This is a genomic window from Mycobacterium sp. PTI7, from assembly GCF_056679845.1.
This window is the reverse complement of the sequence record NZ_CM155252.1, coordinates 2,982,968-2,998,966: the sequence shown is the minus strand read 5'-3', so window position 1 is coordinate 2,998,966 and position 15,999 is coordinate 2,982,968. Positions and strand designations below refer to the sequence as shown.

General features: G+C 64.6%; 11 protein-coding genes and 3 rRNA genes. 9 read left to right on the top strand and 5 right to left on the bottom strand.

Annotation, left to right across the window (positions count from 1 at the left end):
• The first annotated feature begins 21 nt into the window (after positions 1–21).
• On the top strand, positions 22–387 hold the full coding sequence (locus AC1MEY_RS14370) for a F0F1 ATP synthase subunit epsilon (RefSeq protein WP_480231247.1): 366 nt from the start codon (positions 22–24) through the stop codon (positions 385–387).
• Between the two features lie 6 nt (positions 388–393).
• Positions 394–840 carry a DUF2550 domain-containing protein gene (locus AC1MEY_RS14365; protein ID WP_480231246.1) on the top strand — a complete coding sequence of 149 codons (447 nt, stop codon included), beginning with the start codon at positions 394–396 and terminating at the stop codon, positions 838–840.
• Here AC1MEY_RS14365 and AC1MEY_RS14360 read toward each other — a convergent pair.
• Positions 837–1,412 carry a cob(I)yrinic acid a,c-diamide adenosyltransferase gene (locus AC1MEY_RS14360; protein WP_480231245.1) on the bottom strand — a complete coding sequence of 192 codons (576 nt, stop codon included), beginning with the start codon at positions 1,410–1,412 and terminating at the stop codon, positions 837–839. The two genes, AC1MEY_RS14365 and AC1MEY_RS14360, sit on opposite strands and share 4 nt — an antisense overlap.
• An 82-nt stretch (positions 1,413–1,494) precedes the next feature.
• Here AC1MEY_RS14360 and murA point away from each other — a divergent pair, with 82 nt between their 5' ends.
• From murA to rrf, 4 genes are all read left to right on the top strand, one after another.
• Complete coding sequence (gene murA / locus AC1MEY_RS14355; RefSeq protein WP_480231244.1) at positions 1,495–2,748, top strand: UDP-N-acetylglucosamine 1-carboxyvinyltransferase; 1,254 nt, start codon at positions 1,495–1,497, stop codon at positions 2,746–2,748.
• Between the two features lie 335 nt (positions 2,749–3,083).
• Positions 3,084–4,604: ribosomal RNA gene (locus AC1MEY_RS14350) — 16S ribosomal RNA — on the top strand.
• A gap of 460 nt (positions 4,605–5,064) precedes the next feature.
• Positions 5,065–8,190 (top strand): 23S ribosomal RNA (locus tag AC1MEY_RS14345).
• Between the two features lie 150 nt (positions 8,191–8,340).
• A 5S ribosomal RNA gene (gene rrf, locus AC1MEY_RS14340) occupies positions 8,341–8,453 on the top strand.
• Together the 16S, 23S and 5S rRNA genes form the textbook arrangement of a ribosomal RNA operon.
• Before the next feature lie 91 nt (positions 8,454–8,544).
• On the opposite strand, the gene AC1MEY_RS14335 is transcribed toward rrf, so the two are convergent.
• Together AC1MEY_RS14335 and AC1MEY_RS14330 are read right to left on the bottom strand one after the other, a co-directional pair.
• Complete coding sequence (locus tag AC1MEY_RS14335) at positions 8,545–9,048, bottom strand: methylated-DNA--[protein]-cysteine S-methyltransferase (protein ID WP_480231243.1); 504 nt, start codon at positions 9,046–9,048, stop codon at positions 8,545–8,547.
• Positions 9,048–10,538: an AlkA N-terminal domain-containing protein gene (locus AC1MEY_RS14330; RefSeq protein ID WP_480231242.1), complete on the bottom strand. Its 1,491-nt coding sequence runs from the start codon at positions 10,536–10,538 to the stop codon at positions 9,048–9,050. The genes AC1MEY_RS14335 and AC1MEY_RS14330 overlap by 1 nt, the downstream gene beginning before the upstream one ends.
• Positions 10,539–10,839: 301 nt before the next feature.
• Between AC1MEY_RS14330 and AC1MEY_RS14325 the strand changes: the two genes are divergently transcribed.
• The 3 genes from AC1MEY_RS14325 to glsA all read left to right on the top strand — a co-directional run bounded on the left by AC1MEY_RS14325 (position 10,840) and on the right by glsA (position 13,975).
• Entirely contained in the window at positions 10,840–11,832 is a 993-nt protein-coding gene (locus tag AC1MEY_RS14325) for a glycoside hydrolase family 5 protein (RefSeq protein ID WP_480231241.1), read from the top strand.
• A 67-nt stretch (positions 11,833–11,899) separates the two neighbouring features.
• Entirely contained in the window at positions 11,900–12,649 is a 750-nt protein-coding gene (locus AC1MEY_RS14320; RefSeq protein ID WP_480231240.1) for a hypothetical protein, read from the top strand.
• A gap of 48 nt (positions 12,650–12,697) precedes the next feature.
• Positions 12,698–13,975, top strand: coding sequence for a glutaminase A (gene glsA / locus AC1MEY_RS14315; protein ID WP_480231239.1), 1,278 nt, complete (start codon positions 12,698–12,700; stop codon positions 13,973–13,975).
• Here the strand turns inward: glsA and AC1MEY_RS14310 are convergent.
• Positions 13,962–14,258 (bottom strand): hypothetical protein, encoded by a 297-nt coding sequence (locus AC1MEY_RS14310; RefSeq protein ID WP_480231238.1) that lies wholly within the window; start codon positions 14,256–14,258, stop codon positions 13,962–13,964. The two genes, glsA and AC1MEY_RS14310, sit on opposite strands and share 14 nt — an antisense overlap.
• A 60-nt stretch (positions 14,259–14,318) precedes the next feature.
• Positions 14,319–15,953, bottom strand: a complete 1,635-nt coding sequence (locus AC1MEY_RS14305; protein WP_480231237.1) for an adenylate/guanylate cyclase domain-containing protein — start codon at positions 15,951–15,953, stop codon at positions 14,319–14,321.
• Between the last annotated feature and the right edge of the window lie 46 nt (positions 15,954–15,999).

Sequence of the window (15,999 nt, the reverse complement as noted above, 5' to 3'; positions counted from 1 at the left end):
TCCTCCGAAAGGCGGTGCGACATGGCTGAAATCCACGTCGAGATCGTGGCCGTGGAGCGCGAGCTGTGGTCGGGTGACGCGACATTCGTGTTCACCCGCACCACGGCAGGCGAGATCGGCATCCTTCCGCGGCACATCCCGCTGGTCGCCCAGCTCGTCGACGACGCGATGGTCCGCGTCGAGCGCGAGGGCGAGGACGATCTGCGGATCGCGGTCGACGGCGGGTTCCTGTCCGTCACCGAGGAAGCGGTCCGAATCCTGGTCGAGAACGCCCAGTTCGAGTCCGAGATCAACGCCGACGAGGCGAAGCAGGACTCCGAGTCGGACGACGAGCGCACCGCGGCCTGGGGTCGTGCGCGGCTGCGTGCCGTAGGTCAACTCGACTAGCCGCCGATGAGCGCGTCCATGGTGTTCATGGTCGCGCTGGTCGGTGTGTTGCTTCTGGTCGTCGGCGCGCTGAGCTACCGACTGTGGAAACTGCGCCAGGTGGGTGGCACGGCCGCCATCCTGCGCGACGTTCCCGCCGTCGGTGGCCACGGCTGGCGCCACGGCGTCATGCGGTACAAGGGTGGCGAGGCCGGCTTCTATCGACTGTCGAGCTTCCGGTGGTGGCCTGATCGCAGGTTGTCCCGCCGGGGGCTCGAAGTCGTTTCACGGCGTGCACCGCGCGGCGACGAAGCCGACATCATGAGCGACCAGATCGTGGTCCTCGAAGTGCGCGACACCGGCCCCGACCGTGGTCGGCGCTACGAGATCGCGCTCGACCGCGGCGCGCTCACCGCATTCACGTCCTGGCTGGAGTCGCGTCCGTCGCCGCGCGCCCGACGGCGTTCGGCCTAGCTGCGCTTGCCGCCCGGCTGCCAGAGCACGTCACCGTCGGGATTGGTGACCCGCGACAGGATGAACAGCAGGTCGGACAGCCGGTTCAGGTACTTGGCCGGCAGGACGTTGATCGACTCACCGTGCTGCTCGACCGCCCGCCACGCCGACCGCTCCGCGCGACGGGTCACCGTCCTGGCGACGTGGAGCAGCGCGGACAGTGCCGTCCCGCCCGGCAGGATGAACGAATTCAGTGCGGGCAGGTCCTCGTTGAACTCGTCGCACCACGCCTCGAGGCGGTCGACGTACTCCTGCCGAACCCGCAGCGGCGGGTACTCGGGGTTCTCGACGACGGGTGTCGACAGGTCGGCGCCGGCGTCGAACAGGTCGTTCTGGATCTGCCGCAGCACCGGGAGCACCCGCTCGTCCGGGTCGCCCATCGACACGGCGACGCCGATCGCTGCGTTGGCCTCGTCGCAGTCGGCGTAGGCCTCGAGTCGAGGGTCGTTCTTCGAGACCCGGCTGAAGTCGCTCAAACCGGTGGTCCCGTCGTCGCCGGTCCGGGTGTAGATGCGGGTCAGGTGGACTGCCATGGTGAAACCGTACCGCCGGCCGTACGTCGCGCGGATGGCCGACGGGGCTCGGGACCGGCCGGGCTGCCCTAAACTGAGGCCCGTGACAGAGCGATTCGTGGTGACCGGCGGACACCGGTTGTCGGGCCAGGTCGCCGTCGGGGGCGCGAAGAACAGCGTCCTCAAGCTGATGGCGGCGGCATTGTTGGCCGAGGGCGTCAGCACCATCACGAACTGCCCCGACATCCTCGACGTGCCCCTCATGGCCGAGGTGCTGCGGGGGTTGGGCGCGACCGTCGACCTCGACGGGTCGACCGTGACCATCACCTCGCCCGACGAGCTGAAGTACGACGCCGACTTCGCCGCGGTCCGGCAGTTCCGCGCGTCGGTGTGCGTGCTCGGGCCACTCGTCGGCAGATGCAAGCGGGCGCGGGTAGCTCTGCCGGGCGGCGACGCGATCGGATCGCGACCGCTCGACATGCACCAGGCCGGCCTTCGTCAGCTGGGGGCTCGGTGCAACATCGAGCACGGCTGCGTGGTCGCGGAGGCGGACCACCTACGTGGCGCCGACATCCAGTTGGAGTTCCCCTCGGTGGGAGCGACGGAGAACATCCTGATGGCGGCGGTGCTCGCCGAGGGGGTGACGACGATTCACAACGCGGCGCGTGAGCCGGACGTGGTGGACCTCTGCGAGATGCTCAATCAGATGGGTGCCCAGATCACGGGTGCGGGGTCGCACACCATGGTGATCACCGGGGTGGACAAGCTGCACCCCACCGAACACCGGGTGATCGGCGACCGGATCGTGGCGGCGACGTGGGGGATCGCCGCGGCGATGACCCGTGGCGACATCACGGTGACGGGCGTCGACCCGCAGCACCTCCAGTTGGTGTTGCACAAGCTGCACGACACCGGTGCCACGGTGACGCAGGACGACAACGGCTTCCGGATCGTGCAGTACGAGCGACCGAAGGCGATCAACGTCGCGACCCTCCCGTTCCCGGGATTTCCGACGGACCTGCAACCGATGGCGATCGGGCTGGCCTGCATCGCCGACGGCACGTCGATGATCACGGAGAACGTCTTCGAGGCGAGGTTCCGGTTCGTCGAGGAGATGATCCGGTTGGGCGCCGATGCGCGCACGGATGGTCATCACGCGGTGGTGCGTGGGCTGCCGCAGCTGTCGAGCGCTCCGGTGTGGGCGTCGGACATCCGCGCCGGCGCCGGCCTGGTGCTCGCCGGCCTCGTCGCCGACGGGGACACCGAGGTCCACGATGTCTTCCACATCGATCGCGGTTACCCGCTGTTCGTGGAGAACCTGGCGGCACTCGGCGCCGAGATCGAGCGCGTGCAGTAGCACGCAAATAGCTGTCCAACAGGGGTTTTGGGACTTTGGCCTTCTGTGTGTAAGGTTGTGTTCAAGCCCAGCGGCCCGGACCTCACGGAAAGGAGCCAAGGGGCTTGACTCCGCCGAATCAGAAGTTGTAGGCTGGCGGGGTTGCCTGAAAACCGGATCTCCGGTGTGTTGTTTGAGAACTCAATAGTGTGTTTGGTGGTTTTTGTTTGTTGTTTGGTCATGCCCTTTTTTTCCCGTTTAGGGGTGTGATGTTTTTGGGATGCCAGTTTTGGTGTTCTGGTTTTGTGATCGGATTTTTCTGATTCGGATGCACCTGACTTTGGTTGGGTTGTTTTTGTTTGGAGAGTTTGATTCTGGCTCAGGACGAACGCTGGCGGCGTGCTTAACACATGCAAGTCGAACGGAAAGGCCCTTCGGGGTACTCGAGTGGCGAACGGGTGAGTAACACGTGGGTGATCTGCCCTGCACTTTGGGATAAGCCTGGGAAACTGGGTCTAATACCGAATACACCTCATTGACTGCATGGTTGGTGGGGGAAAGCTTTTGCGGTGTGGGATGGGCCCGCGGCCTATCAGCTTGTTGGTGAGGTTACGGCTCACCAAGGCGACGACGGGTAGCCGGCCTGAGAGGGTGACCGGCCACACTGGGACTGAGATACGGCCCAGACTCCTACGGGAGGCAGCAGTGGGGAATATTGCACAATGGGCGCAAGCCTGATGCAGCGACGCCGCGTGGGGGATGACGGCCTTCGGGTTGTAAACTCCTTTCAGCACAGACGAAGCGCAAGTGACGGTATGTGCAGAAGAAGGACCGGCCAACTACGTGCCAGCAGCCGCGGTAATACGTAGGGTCCGAGCGTTGTCCGGAATTACTGGGCGTAAAGAGCTCGTAGGTGGTTTGTCGCGTTGTTCGTGAAAACTCACAGCTTAACTGTGGGCGTGCGGGCGATACGGGCAGACTTGAGTACTGCAGGGGAGACTGGAATTCCTGGTGTAGCGGTGGAATGCGCAGATATCAGGAGGAACACCGGTGGCGAAGGCGGGTCTCTGGGCAGTAACTGACGCTGAGGAGCGAAAGCGTGGGGAGCGAACAGGATTAGATACCCTGGTAGTCCACGCCGTAAACGGTGGGTACTAGGTGTGGGTTTCCTTCCTTGGGATCCGTGCCGTAGCTAACGCATTAAGTACCCCGCCTGGGGAGTACGGCCGCAAGGCTAAAACTCAAAGAAATTGACGGGGGCCCGCACAAGCGGCGGAGCATGTGGATTAATTCGATGCAACGCGAAGAACCTTACCTGGGTTTGACATGCACAGGACGCCGGCAGAGATGTCGGTTCCCTTGTGGCCTGTGTGCAGGTGGTGCATGGCTGTCGTCAGCTCGTGTCGTGAGATGTTGGGTTAAGTCCCGCAACGAGCGCAACCCCTATCTTATGTTGCCAGCGCGTCATGGCGGGGACTCGTAAGAGACTGCCGGGGTCAACTCGGAGGAAGGTGGGGATGACGTCAAGTCATCATGCCCCTTATGTCCAGGGCTTCACACATGCTACAATGGCCGGTACAGAGGGCTGCGAATCCGTAAGGTGGAGCGAATCCCTTCAAAGCCGGTCTCAGTTCGGATCGGGGTCTGCAACTCGACCCCGTGAAGTCGGAGTCGCTAGTAATCGCAGATCAGCAACGCTGCGGTGAATACGTTCCCGGGCCTTGTACACACCGCCCGTCACGTCATGAAAGTCGGTAACACCCGAAGCCGGTGGCCTAACCCCTTGTGGGAGGGAGCCGTCGAAGGTGGGATCGGCGATTGGGACGAAGTCGTAACAAGGTAGCCGTACCGGAAGGTGCGGCTGGATCACCTCCTTTCTAAGGAGCACCACGAGACTCGGTCCCGCCCACATCGTGTGGGGGTTCGGTGCACCGGGCGATTCGTTGGATGGCCTCTCGCCTGTAGTGGGTGGGGGTCTGGTGCACATGGCAGACATGCGGGTACCGGTGGGGAAATGCCGGCCCGCGATGAAATCACTGAACACACTATTGGGCTTTGAGACAACAAGCCCGCGGCGCGTGTACGCCACCCCGAATGCATCGTCCCCAGTGTGGGGAGGGTGTGGGGGTGGGGTCGGGGCGCCGGCTCGCAGGGATGCGGGTGGTTTGGTTGTTGCCCCAGGTTTTGGTGGTGGGGTGTGGTGTTTGATTCGTGGATAGTGGTTGCGAGCATCAAGCTGGCATGCGTGGAGGGGACGTCCGTCTTTCGGGATGGCGCCCCCCGCCTGTGTGGTGGCTTGTTGTGGTGTGATTTTTTCTTTGTTTATGGTTTTGTGCTTTGTAAGTGTTTAAGGGCGCATGGTGGATGCCTTGGCATCAGAGGCCGATGAAGGACGTGGGAGGCTGCGATATGCCTCGGGGAGCTGCCAACCGAGCGTTGATCCGAGGATGTCCGAATGGGGAAACCCAGCACGAGTGATGTCGTGTTACCCGTACCTGAATACATAGGGTGCGGGAGGTAACGCGGGGAAGTGAAACATCTCAGTACCCGTAGGAAGAGAAAACAAAAGTGATTCCGTGAGTAGTGGCGAGCGAAAGCGGAGGATGGCTAAACCGCATGCATGTGATACCGGGTAGGGGTTGTGTGTGCGGGGTTGTGGGACCCATGTTTCCAGTTCTATCCGACTGGAGGGCAGTGAGAAAATGTCGTGGTTAGCGGAAGTGGCTTGGGATGGCCTGCCGTAGACGGTGAGAGCCCGGTACGTGAAAACCCGACGTCTGCCTTGTGTGGTGTTCCCGAGTAGCAGCGGGCCCGTGGAATCTGCTGTGAATCTGCCGGGACCACCCGGTAAGCCTGAATACCTTCTGATGACCGATAGCGGATTAGTACCGTGAGGGAATGGTGAAAAGTACCCCGGGAGGGGAGTGAAATAGTACCTGAAACCGTGCGCCTACAAGCCGTCAGAGCCTTCGATTCGTCGTGGGGTGATGGCGTGCCTTTTGAAGAATGAGCCTGCGAGTCAGGGACATGTCGCGAGGTTAACCCGTGTGGGGTAGCCGCAGCGAAAGCGAGTCTGAATAGGGCGTATCCGCACAAGAGTGTGTGGTGTAGTGGCGTGTTCTGGACCCGAAGCGGAGTGATCTACCCATGGCCAGGGTGAAGCAGCAGTAAGATGTTGTGGAGGCCCGAACCCACTTAGGTTGAAGACTGAGGGGATGAGTTGTGGGTAGGGGTGAAAGGCCAATCAAACTCCGTGATAGCTGGTTCTCCCCGAAATGCATTTAGGTGCAGCGTTGCATGGTCCTTACTGGAGGTAGAGCTACTGGATGGCGGATGGGCCTCACAAGGTTACTGATGTCAGCCAAACTCCGAATGCCGGTAAGTCAACAGTGCGGCAGTGAGACGGCGGGGGATAAGCTCCGTGCGTCGAGAGGGAAACAGCCCAGATCGCCGGCTAAGGCCCCTAAGCGTGTGCTAAGTGGAAAAGGATGTGCAGTCGCGAAGACAACCAGGAGGTTGGCTTAGAAGCAGCCACCCTTGAAAGAGTGCGTAATAGCTCACTGGTCAAGTGATTGTGCGCCGATAATGTAGCGGGGCTCAAGCACACCGCCGAAGCCGCGGCATCCGCAAGGATGGGTAGGGGAGCGTCCTGCACACCGATGAAGCAGCCTAGTGATGGAGCTGTGGAGGGTGTGGGAGTGAGAATGCAGGCATGAGTAGCGATAAGGCAAGTGAGAACCTTGCCCGCCGAAAGACCAAGGGTTCCTGGGCCAGGCCAGTCCTCCCAGGGTGAGTCGGGACCTAAGGCGAGGCCGACAGGCGTAGTCGATGGACAACGGGTTGATATTCCCGTACCCGTGTATGCGCGCCCGTGATGAATCAGCGGTACTAACCGCCCAAAACCACGTTCACCGATCACCTTCGGGTGTGAGGGAACGTGGGGCTGCGCGGGACCTTCGCTGGTAGTAGTCAAGCGATGGGGTGACGCAGGAAGGTAGCCGTACCAGTCAGTGGTAATACTGGGGCAAGCCCGTAGGACGACATCTAGGCAAATCCGGATGTCACATAGTCCGAGAGGTGATGCATAGCCGATTGAGGCGAATTCGGTGATCCTATGCTGCCAAGAAAAGCCTCTAGCGAGTGCAGACACGGCCCGTACCCCAAACCAACACAGGTGGTCAGGTAGAGAATACCAAGGCGTACGAGTGAACTATGGTTAAGGAACTCGGCAAAATACCCCCGTAACTTCGGGAGAAGGGGGACCCCTATACCGTCCATGCCCTAGCGGCGGCCGGCGGGTGGGGGTGGCACAAACCAGTGAGAAGCGACTGTTTACTAAAAACACAGGTCCGTGCGAAGTCGCAAGACGATGTATACGGACTGACGCCTGCCCGGTGCTGGAAGGTTAAGAGGACCGGTTAATGCCCTTCGGGGTGTGAAGCTGAGAATTTAAGCCCCAGTAAACGGCGGTGGTAACTATAACCATCCTAAGGTAGCGAAATTCCTTGTCGGGTAAGTTCCGACCTGCACGAATGGCGTAACGACTTCTCAACTGTCTCAACCATAGACTCGGCGAAATTGCACTACGAGTAAAGATGCTCGTTACGCGCGGCAGGACGAAAAGACCCCGGGACCTTCACTACAACTTGGTATTGGCGCTCGGTACGGTTTGTGTAGGATAGGTGGGAGACTGTGAAACCCGCACGCCAGTGTGGGTGGAGTCATCGTTGAAATACCACTCTGATCGTATTGGGCTTCTAACCTCGAACCGTATATCCGGTTCAGGAACAGTGCCTGGTGGGTAGTTTAACTGGGGCGGTTGCCTCCAAAAAAGTAACGGAGGCGCCCAAAGGTTCCCTCAACCTGGACGGCAATCAGGTGTTGAGTGTAAGTGCACAAGGGAGCTTGACTGCGAGACGTACATGTCGAGCAGGGACGAAAGTCGGGACTAGTGATCCGGCACCCCCGAGTGGAAGGGGTGTCGCTCAACGGATAAAAGGTACCCCGGGGATAACAGGCTGATCTTCCCCAAGAGTCCATATCGACGGGATGGTTTGGCACCTCGATGTCGGCTCGTCGCATCCTGGGGCTGGAGCAGGTCCCAAGGGTTGGGCTGTTCGCCCATTAAAGCGGCACGCGAGCTGGGTTTAGAACGTCGTGAGACAGTTCGGTCTCTATCCGCCGCGCGCGTCAGAAGCTTGAGGAAACCTGTCCCTAGTACGAGAGGACCGGGACGGACGAACCTCTGGTCTACCAGTTGTCCCACCAGGGGCACCGCTGGATAGCTACGTTCGGACAGGATAACCGCTGAAAGCATCTAAGCGGGAAACCCCCTCCAAGACCAGGCTTCTCACCCATTAAGTGGGATAAGGCCCCCCGCAGACCACGGGATTGATAGACCAGACCTAGAAGCCCAGCAATGGGTGCAGGGAACTGGCACTAACCGGCCGAAAACTTACACACAACAACCACCCCCACACGGGGGTTCAAAGAAAACGTGTAAGTCACACCACAACACGCGTACGCAACCACGCATCCACATATGAGTCGAACAGACCACACCCCACCACCAAATAACACCAAAACCATTGGGGCTGAAAAAGAAAATAGAGTTACGGCGGTAATAGCGGCAGGGAAACGCCCGGACCCATCCCGAACCCGGAAGCTAAGCCTACCAGCGCCGATGATACTACCCCTACGGGTGGAAAAGTAGGACACCGCCGAACACAATTTAAGTCCCGTGGCCCCCAATTTCGATTGGGGGCCACGGGCATTTTCATGTCTGAAGCCATTTCCGCGAATTCGAATGCAAATCCGTCAATCGAACAACGTGGCCACGGGCGCCATTCGATTGCGTTCCATGTCGAGTAAATGGCGCTTTCTCTCCAATCCGCCGCCATAACCGGTGAGGCTGCCATTGGCGCCGATCACCCGGTGGCACGGCACGATGATGCCGATCGGATTGTGTCCGTTCGCAAGACCGACGGCGCGCGAGGCGCCGGCCGATCCGATTTCCCGTGCTATTTGTCCGTAGGTTCGCGTCTCGCCGTACGGAATGGTGAGCAGAGCCTGCCACACCTTCCGCTGAAATTCGGTTCCGATCAGGTCGAGATCCAGATCGAAGGCGAGCAGATCGCCGGCGAAGTACGCGTCCAATTGTTCTGCCACGTCCGCGAATACCTGTTCGTCGGGCACCCATCCCTCGCGGCTGGGTTCGTACGTCTGGTCGACCATTCGAAGGTGACGGACGCGCCCGTCGACGCCGGCGAGGGTGAGCGGTCCGACCGGACTGTCGACGGTTCGGAACAGAACTGCGGTCATCACGTCTCCTTCGGGGGCCACACGTTGACGTCATGGTCCAGTGCGGTCCACAGGTGCTGGGTGGCGTAGGCGCGCCAGGGCCGCCATCGCGTGCTGTGCGCGATCAACGCGCGTGCCTCGGACGGCAGCCCCACCTGCTTCGCGGCGTTGAGCACGCCGAGGTCGCTCGCGGGGAAGGCGTCGGGATCGCCGAGACCCCGCATGGCGACGACCTCCGCGGTCCACGGCCCGATGCCCGGCAGGGCGGTCAGCTGTTCGCGTGCGGTGTTCCAGTCGCTTCCCGGTCCCAGGGACACGTGGCCCTCGGCGAGGCCGCGGATCAACCCCACCACCGTGCGCTGGCGGGACTTCGGAAACGCCATCAGGGCCGGGTCGATGTCGGCGAGCTGCGCGACGTCGGGAAAGGCGTGCGTCAGGCCGCCACCGGGATCGGCGACGGGCGAGCCGTACGCCTCCACCAGACGCCGGGCATGCGTCCGTGCGGCCTTCACCGACACCTGCTGCCCCAGCACCACCCGGACCGCCAGTTCTGCGGCGTCGACGGTTCCGGGGATGCGCTGTCCAGGTGCCTTGGCCACGACGGCGGCGAGATGTTCGTCGGCGCCGAGATGCTCGACGACCGCTTCCGGGTCGGCATCCAGGTCGAGCAGCCGACGGGCGCGTGCGATCGCCGTGGACAGGTCCCGGACGTCGTCGAGGACCAGTTCGCATCGGACGTGATCGGCGTGCGGTCGGAGCGACATCACCGCGTTGCCCGACGGCAGGCGCAGCGTCCTGCGGAAGGCGCCGTCGCGATACTCCTCCACTCCGGCGATGGAGCTGGCGGCGAGATGGCCGAACAGTCCCTCGTAGGCGAAGGGCTGCCGCACCGCGAGTCGCAGCGACATCACCCCCGAGCCGGCGGAGGCGGTGCCGTCGCCGAAGGACGTTCGAGCCTGCCGGCGCAGTTCGGTCGGGGTCTGCGCGGCGGCAGCCCGCACGGTGTCGTTGAACTGACGGATGCTCGAGAAACCCGACGCGAACGCGACGTCGCCGAACGGCAGGTCCGTCGTCTCGATCAGCACCCGAGCGGTCTGCATGCGTTGCGCCCGTGCGAGGGAGACGGGGTTGGCGCCAACCTCGGCCTGCAGCAGGCGTTCCAACTGCCGCGTGGTGTACCCGACCCTCGTCGCCAGCCCGGTCACGCCCTCCCGGTCGACGGTCCCGTCCGCGATCAGGCGCATCGCCCTGGCCACCGCGTCGGTGCGGACGTTCCACTCGGGCGAGCCCGGTGACGCATCCGGGCGGCATCGCTTGCAGGCGCGGAATCCGGCGCCCTGCGCGGCGGCTGCCGTCGGGAGGAAGCGGACATTCTGGGCGAAGGGCGGCCGGGAGGGGCAACTGGGTCGGCAGTAGATGCCGGTCGTCAGCACCGCGGTGACGAACCACCCGTCGAACCGGGCGTCCTTCGATTGGACTGCCCGATAGCAGCGGTCGAAGTCGTCGTACATCTCTCGACGATTACACGACGCCACCGACAACTCTGGCGGAAAACCGACATCGCGGTGTCGGCGGGTACGCCCCGGACCGGTGACGCCCGGTCAGATTCATCGTGCAGCAAATGGACATTCGCGGCTATCAGGTGGGTAGTGTCCAGGTATGAGGCTCCGGAGAGCCCACCGTCTGCGACGCTCCTGGGGGGTGTCTGTGCTGGTGATGGCGCTCCTGATCTTTGCTGTGGGCTGCAGTCCGGAACCGCGGCCACAGCCCGTGCCGTCCGGTGCTGCAGCAAACGTCGAATCGCATCACCGGGTGGGCGTCGACGGAACTTCGCTGACGTTCGACGGCGCCCCGTGGTGGCCGGTCGGCATCAACGCCTATCAGCTGGGCACCGACTGGGAGGTCAACGCGGGCTGCGGGGCCGAGGTCGATCTGGACCGCTTCTTCGGCAGCCTGCCGCCGCACTCGCTCATCCGCGTCAACGTGTACTCGGCGTTCGCGGTCAACAAGTTCACCGGCCAGGTCGACTTCTCCGCGCTCGACGCGATCTTCTCCGCCGCGAGCCGCCACGAACAGCTGCTCGTCGGGGTCCTGACGGGCGGGGAGGGCGGCTGCGAGAACGAGTACGTCAAGAACCACGACTGGTACCGCTGGGGGTGGCGGCACGAGGTGTCGCACGGACTTCCGATGGCCTACGAGGTGTGGGTCGATCTCGCCGTACGGCGCTGGGCCAACTCGCCGGCGCTGGTGGGGTGGACGCCCGTCGGCGAGCCGGAGCCGTCGACGTGTGGCGACGCGTCGTGCACCTGGCAGGCCCGGTCGTGTCCGGGCGACGCCGCGACGGTCCTGCGGACCTTCTTCGACGACGTCGGCTCGCGGATCCGCAGCATCGACCCCGACGCCATCGTCTTCAGCGGTCACACCGGGGGCGGGCAGTGCGGATCGGCGGGCGAGGACTACGAGATCGTGGCCGCGTCGCCGGGGATCGACGTCGTGGAGTACCACTTTTATCAGGCCGACGACTACTTCCCCGGCGATCCGCGGGACGGCCTCCGGCGCCGCGTCGAACAGGCCCGGCTCCTCGACAAGCCCCTCGTCGTCGCGGAGGTCGGCGTGCAGGCCGGGACGTGCAACTCCCTCGAGCAGCGCAAGATCGAGGTGTCGGTGCTCGTCTCGGCGGCACGCGAGCACGGCGCCGCCGGGGCGATGTTCTGGTCCTACGTCCCCGACCCGCGAATGGATCAGTGCACCTTCGACATCGGACCCGGTGACCCGCTCCTCGGCATGGTCGGCGCGGACGCGTGACGAAGCCGGAGGCGCGCGCCGACGGGCGGATTGTTCCACCGGGGCGGCGACGGGCCATGATTGAGCCATGAGCCTCTTCCCGGCGCCGACGCGCGTCCTCAGCGACTCCGAGGTGGCGTGCGTGCTGACCCGGGCCGTCGGCATCATCAACCCGCTGCTCGACCTGCTCGCCTCCGACCCCGTCGGGCTCAAGGAGCGCACCCGGGATCTCACCGCGGACGGCGCCGCGGGCAAGGTGCTCGACGCTGCGGCGTGGGTGCTCGACGCCGCCGACGTGCCGGGCACGAAGGCCTGGGAGGAGATGGACGTGGACGCCCGGGTGCACTGGTGGGTACGCCGCGTCGGCGCGATAGACACGATCATCGTCGCCTTCCCCGGCGTCCTCGGCGTGATCGCCGACCGACTGCCGCTCCAGGACTTCCTCGGGTTCGCGAACCAGGCCGTCATCCTGTGTGCGGTCGCACGCGAGCACGGCGTCACCGACCGCCGCCAGCAGGTCCGCCTACTGGCCTCGGTCATGTGCGATCGCAACGTCGGCCGCGACGACGAGGTCGCCAGCCCGGCCGAGGAGGAGTCCGCTCCCATCGAATGGTCGTTCGCCGGCATCGGCAGGGCGCTGTGGCAGCTCGCCGGTCTGATGCGCGCGATCGGCAACGAACTGGTCAAGCGGCAGCGTCCCAAGGGCATCTACCGCTACCTGGGAATGCTGCCCGCTGCGGGCGCCGTCGCCGACTTCCTCGGCGAGTTCGGTGCGCTCAACCGCGCCGCAAAAGAGGGCCGGGCCTGGATCGGCGCGCACCAGGCCGTCACCGCCTAGTTCGGAGCACGCCGGGCCGTTTCGGCGCGGCACCTACACTCACCAGTCGTGGCTCAACTGGTGCAGGACTACCTCGACCGCATCCGCGCCGAGCACGCCGACGCGAGTGACGGCGCACTGGCCGACTACATCCCCGAACTGGCCGGCGTCGATCCGAACGGTTTCGGCGTGAGTCTCTCGTCCTCCGACGGCTTCGTGTACGGGTCCGGCGACGCGACAATCGAATTCACGATCCAGTCGATATCCAAGGCCTTCACCTACGCGTTGGCGCTCGACCGGATCGGCGAGGTCGCGGTGGATGCGCGGATCGGTGTCGAACCGTCGGGCGAGGCGTTCAACGAGATCAGCGTCGACAAGACCAGCCGGATCCCGAAGAACCCGATGATCAACGCCGGCGCCATCGCGGCCGTGTCACTGATTCCCGCCGGATCACCCGACGAGCGGTTCGCGCTGATCCACGACTTCTACTCCGCCTGCGCGGGCAGGCATCTCGACCTCGACGCCGAGGTCTACGCCTCGGAGAAGGCCACCGGCAGCCGCAACCGGGCCATCGCCTACATGCTCGACAGCTTCGGCGTGCTCGAGGACGATCCCGACGACGTGCTCGACGTCTACTACCGGCAGTGCTCGCTGAAGGTGACGACCACCGACCTCGCACGCATGGCCGCCACTCTCGCGCGCGGCGGCCTCAACCCCATGACCGGTCGGCGGGTGACGGACGCGGCGGTCGTGAAGCGGACGCTGTCGGTGATGGTCACCTGCGGCATGTACGACGCGGCGGGGGACTGGGTGAGTGCGGTCGGCATGCCCGCCAAGAGCGGCGTGGGCGGCGGCATCGTCGCGGTGCTGCCCGGCCAACTCGGCATCGGGGTGTACTCGCCGCTGCTGGACGACAAGGGCAACAGCGTGCGTGGAGTCCGACTGTGCCGCAGCCTGTCCGAACAACTGGGCCTGCACTTCCTGACCGTGTCCCGGGACTCGCGGGCGGCGTTGCGGGCCGTCTACTCGCCGCGCGAGGGTGTGCGCGTCTACGAGACGCACGGTGATCTGTCGTTCTGCGGCGCCGAGCAGGTGATCCGCACCGTCGACCGGGAACTGCGCGACGTCGAGGTCGTGATACTCGACGTCACGCGCGTCGACGACATCGACGGCGCCGCCCGGGGGCTGCTGTCCGGAATGTCGGAAGTGCTGCGCGCGCAGGGGAAGACGGGTTACCTCGTCGACCCCGATCGCATCGTCGACCGCAGCGGCGACGACCGGGAGTCGACCCGCTTCCGCACCGTCGACGACGCCGTGGCCGCCGCGCCGATGGTCAGGCCTTGTTGAGCGGGCAGGCGATGTCGACCGACACCGGGCTGGTGGTCGTCGGGTCCGACGACGGTCCACCGGGGTTGTGGATGGTGGTCACGACGCAGGTGGTCAGCAGCGACGTGTCCCCGCTGGGGAGGCCGTTGACCGTGACGTCGAACCCCTCCTCGCGAAGCTGCTCGACGACGGCCGACGCGGGTTCGCCGTCGATGTCGGGATCCGTCGAGGCCAAGGGTGCCAGCGTGATCGCCGCCGCGAAGGCGATCAACGCCGGTGCGAGGTATCGCGGTGTAGATGACATGTCGGAGCCTTCCCGCGGTACTCAGATCGCCTGAGCCGTGCCTGTGAGAACGCTCGAACGCTAACCGTCCCCGGAGGCCACGTCGGCGTTCTGGACGGGCGTGGCGAGGGTCGTTGCCTCATCGTGACCGCGCAGTGTCACGCTCTTGCCCAACGTCCACCGATCGGCCTCGGCATCGCCGGCATTGGCGACGGTCTCGGCCGACGCCACCAGGTTTCCCTCGATCTCCTTGGACAGTTCGCACAGCCGCGCCGCCTCGTTGACCGGCGCGCCGATCACGGTGTACTCGAACCGCTCCTTGGCACCCACGTTGCCCGCCACCACCTGACCGGACGCCACCCCGATGCCTGCCTTGCACTCGGGGACCTCGCTGCGCAGCCGTCGGGCCATCGCCCGCGCCGCCGCGAGGGCCTCCTCCTCGGCGTTCTCCAGCGACACCGGTGCGCCGAAGACGGCGAGCACGGCGTCGCCCTCGAACTTGTTGACCAGGCCGTGGTGCAGGTCCACCTCGTCGACGACGACGGCGAAGAACCGGTTGAGCAACTCGACCACCTCGACGGCCGGCCTGCTGGTGACCAGCTGGGTCGAGCCGATGATGTCGACGAAGATGACGGCGGCGTGGCGCTCCTCGCCGCCGAGCTTCGGCCGCTCCTTCTCGGCGAGCAACGCGACCTCGCGTCCCACGTGCTTGCCGAACAGGTCGCGCACCCGCTCGCGGTCGCGCAGGCCCTGCACCATCGAGTTGAATCCGCGCTGCAACTGGCCCAGCTCGGTCCCGTCGAACACCACCAGGTTCGTGTCGAGGTCGCCGCGTTCCACCCGGTCGAGCGCGTTGCGCACCGACCGGACGGGTGTCGCGGTGAGCCAGGCCAGGATCCACATCAGGATGAAGCCGAAGGCCAGCGCGAAGACGGCCAGGATCATCACGGCCACGGTGAACTGCGTGGGCGAGACGATCTGCAGCGTCAGCGTGATGATGGCGGCCAGCAGGATCCCCAGCACCGGCACGCCGGATCCCACCGCCCAGACGGTCAGCACGCGGCCCATCAGGCCCGGCGCGAAGCGACGCGGCGGCGGCCCCACCTCGAGCGCCTGCGCGGCGACCGGGCGCAGCGCGAACTCGGTGAACAGGTAGCAGCTGGCGGATACGACGATGCCCGGAAAGCTGATGCCCAGCAGCACCTTCGGGATGTAGTTGGTGTCCTGCAGCCCGTAGAGCAGCGTCAGCAGGATGGTGCCGCCGCTCCACAGGACGAGGAGTACGCGGGTCAGGCGCCACGGCGCGAAGAACGTGTTGCGCTGGTCCTTCGGGGTGGGCACGCGTTCCTCGATGGCCCATCGGACGTTCCTGATGACACGGCTCGTCGCCCAGATCACCCCGACGATGAGTGCGGAGCCGATGTACGCCGGCGCCACGGCGGCGGTGATCCACACGACCTTGGAGTCGAACACGCTGGGGACGGGGAAGGTCACGGTGATGACCAGGAGTGCGACGCCGATGCCGATCAGGTTCGCGATCACGACGAACGTCGTGAGGATCAGCTGGATGCGGACGCGTCGCCGCTCCTGCTTCTCGGAGACGCGGCCGAGGATCCACGACCCGTACTCCGCGGACGACGGCCCGTGGCTGCTCTGGCTGGTGACCCGTGCGAGGACTCGGCCCAGCCGCTGCGCGGTGCTCTTCTCGTCCGTCATGGTGGCGTCAGCCTAGTGACCGGACACCGACGATCTATGGTTGTTC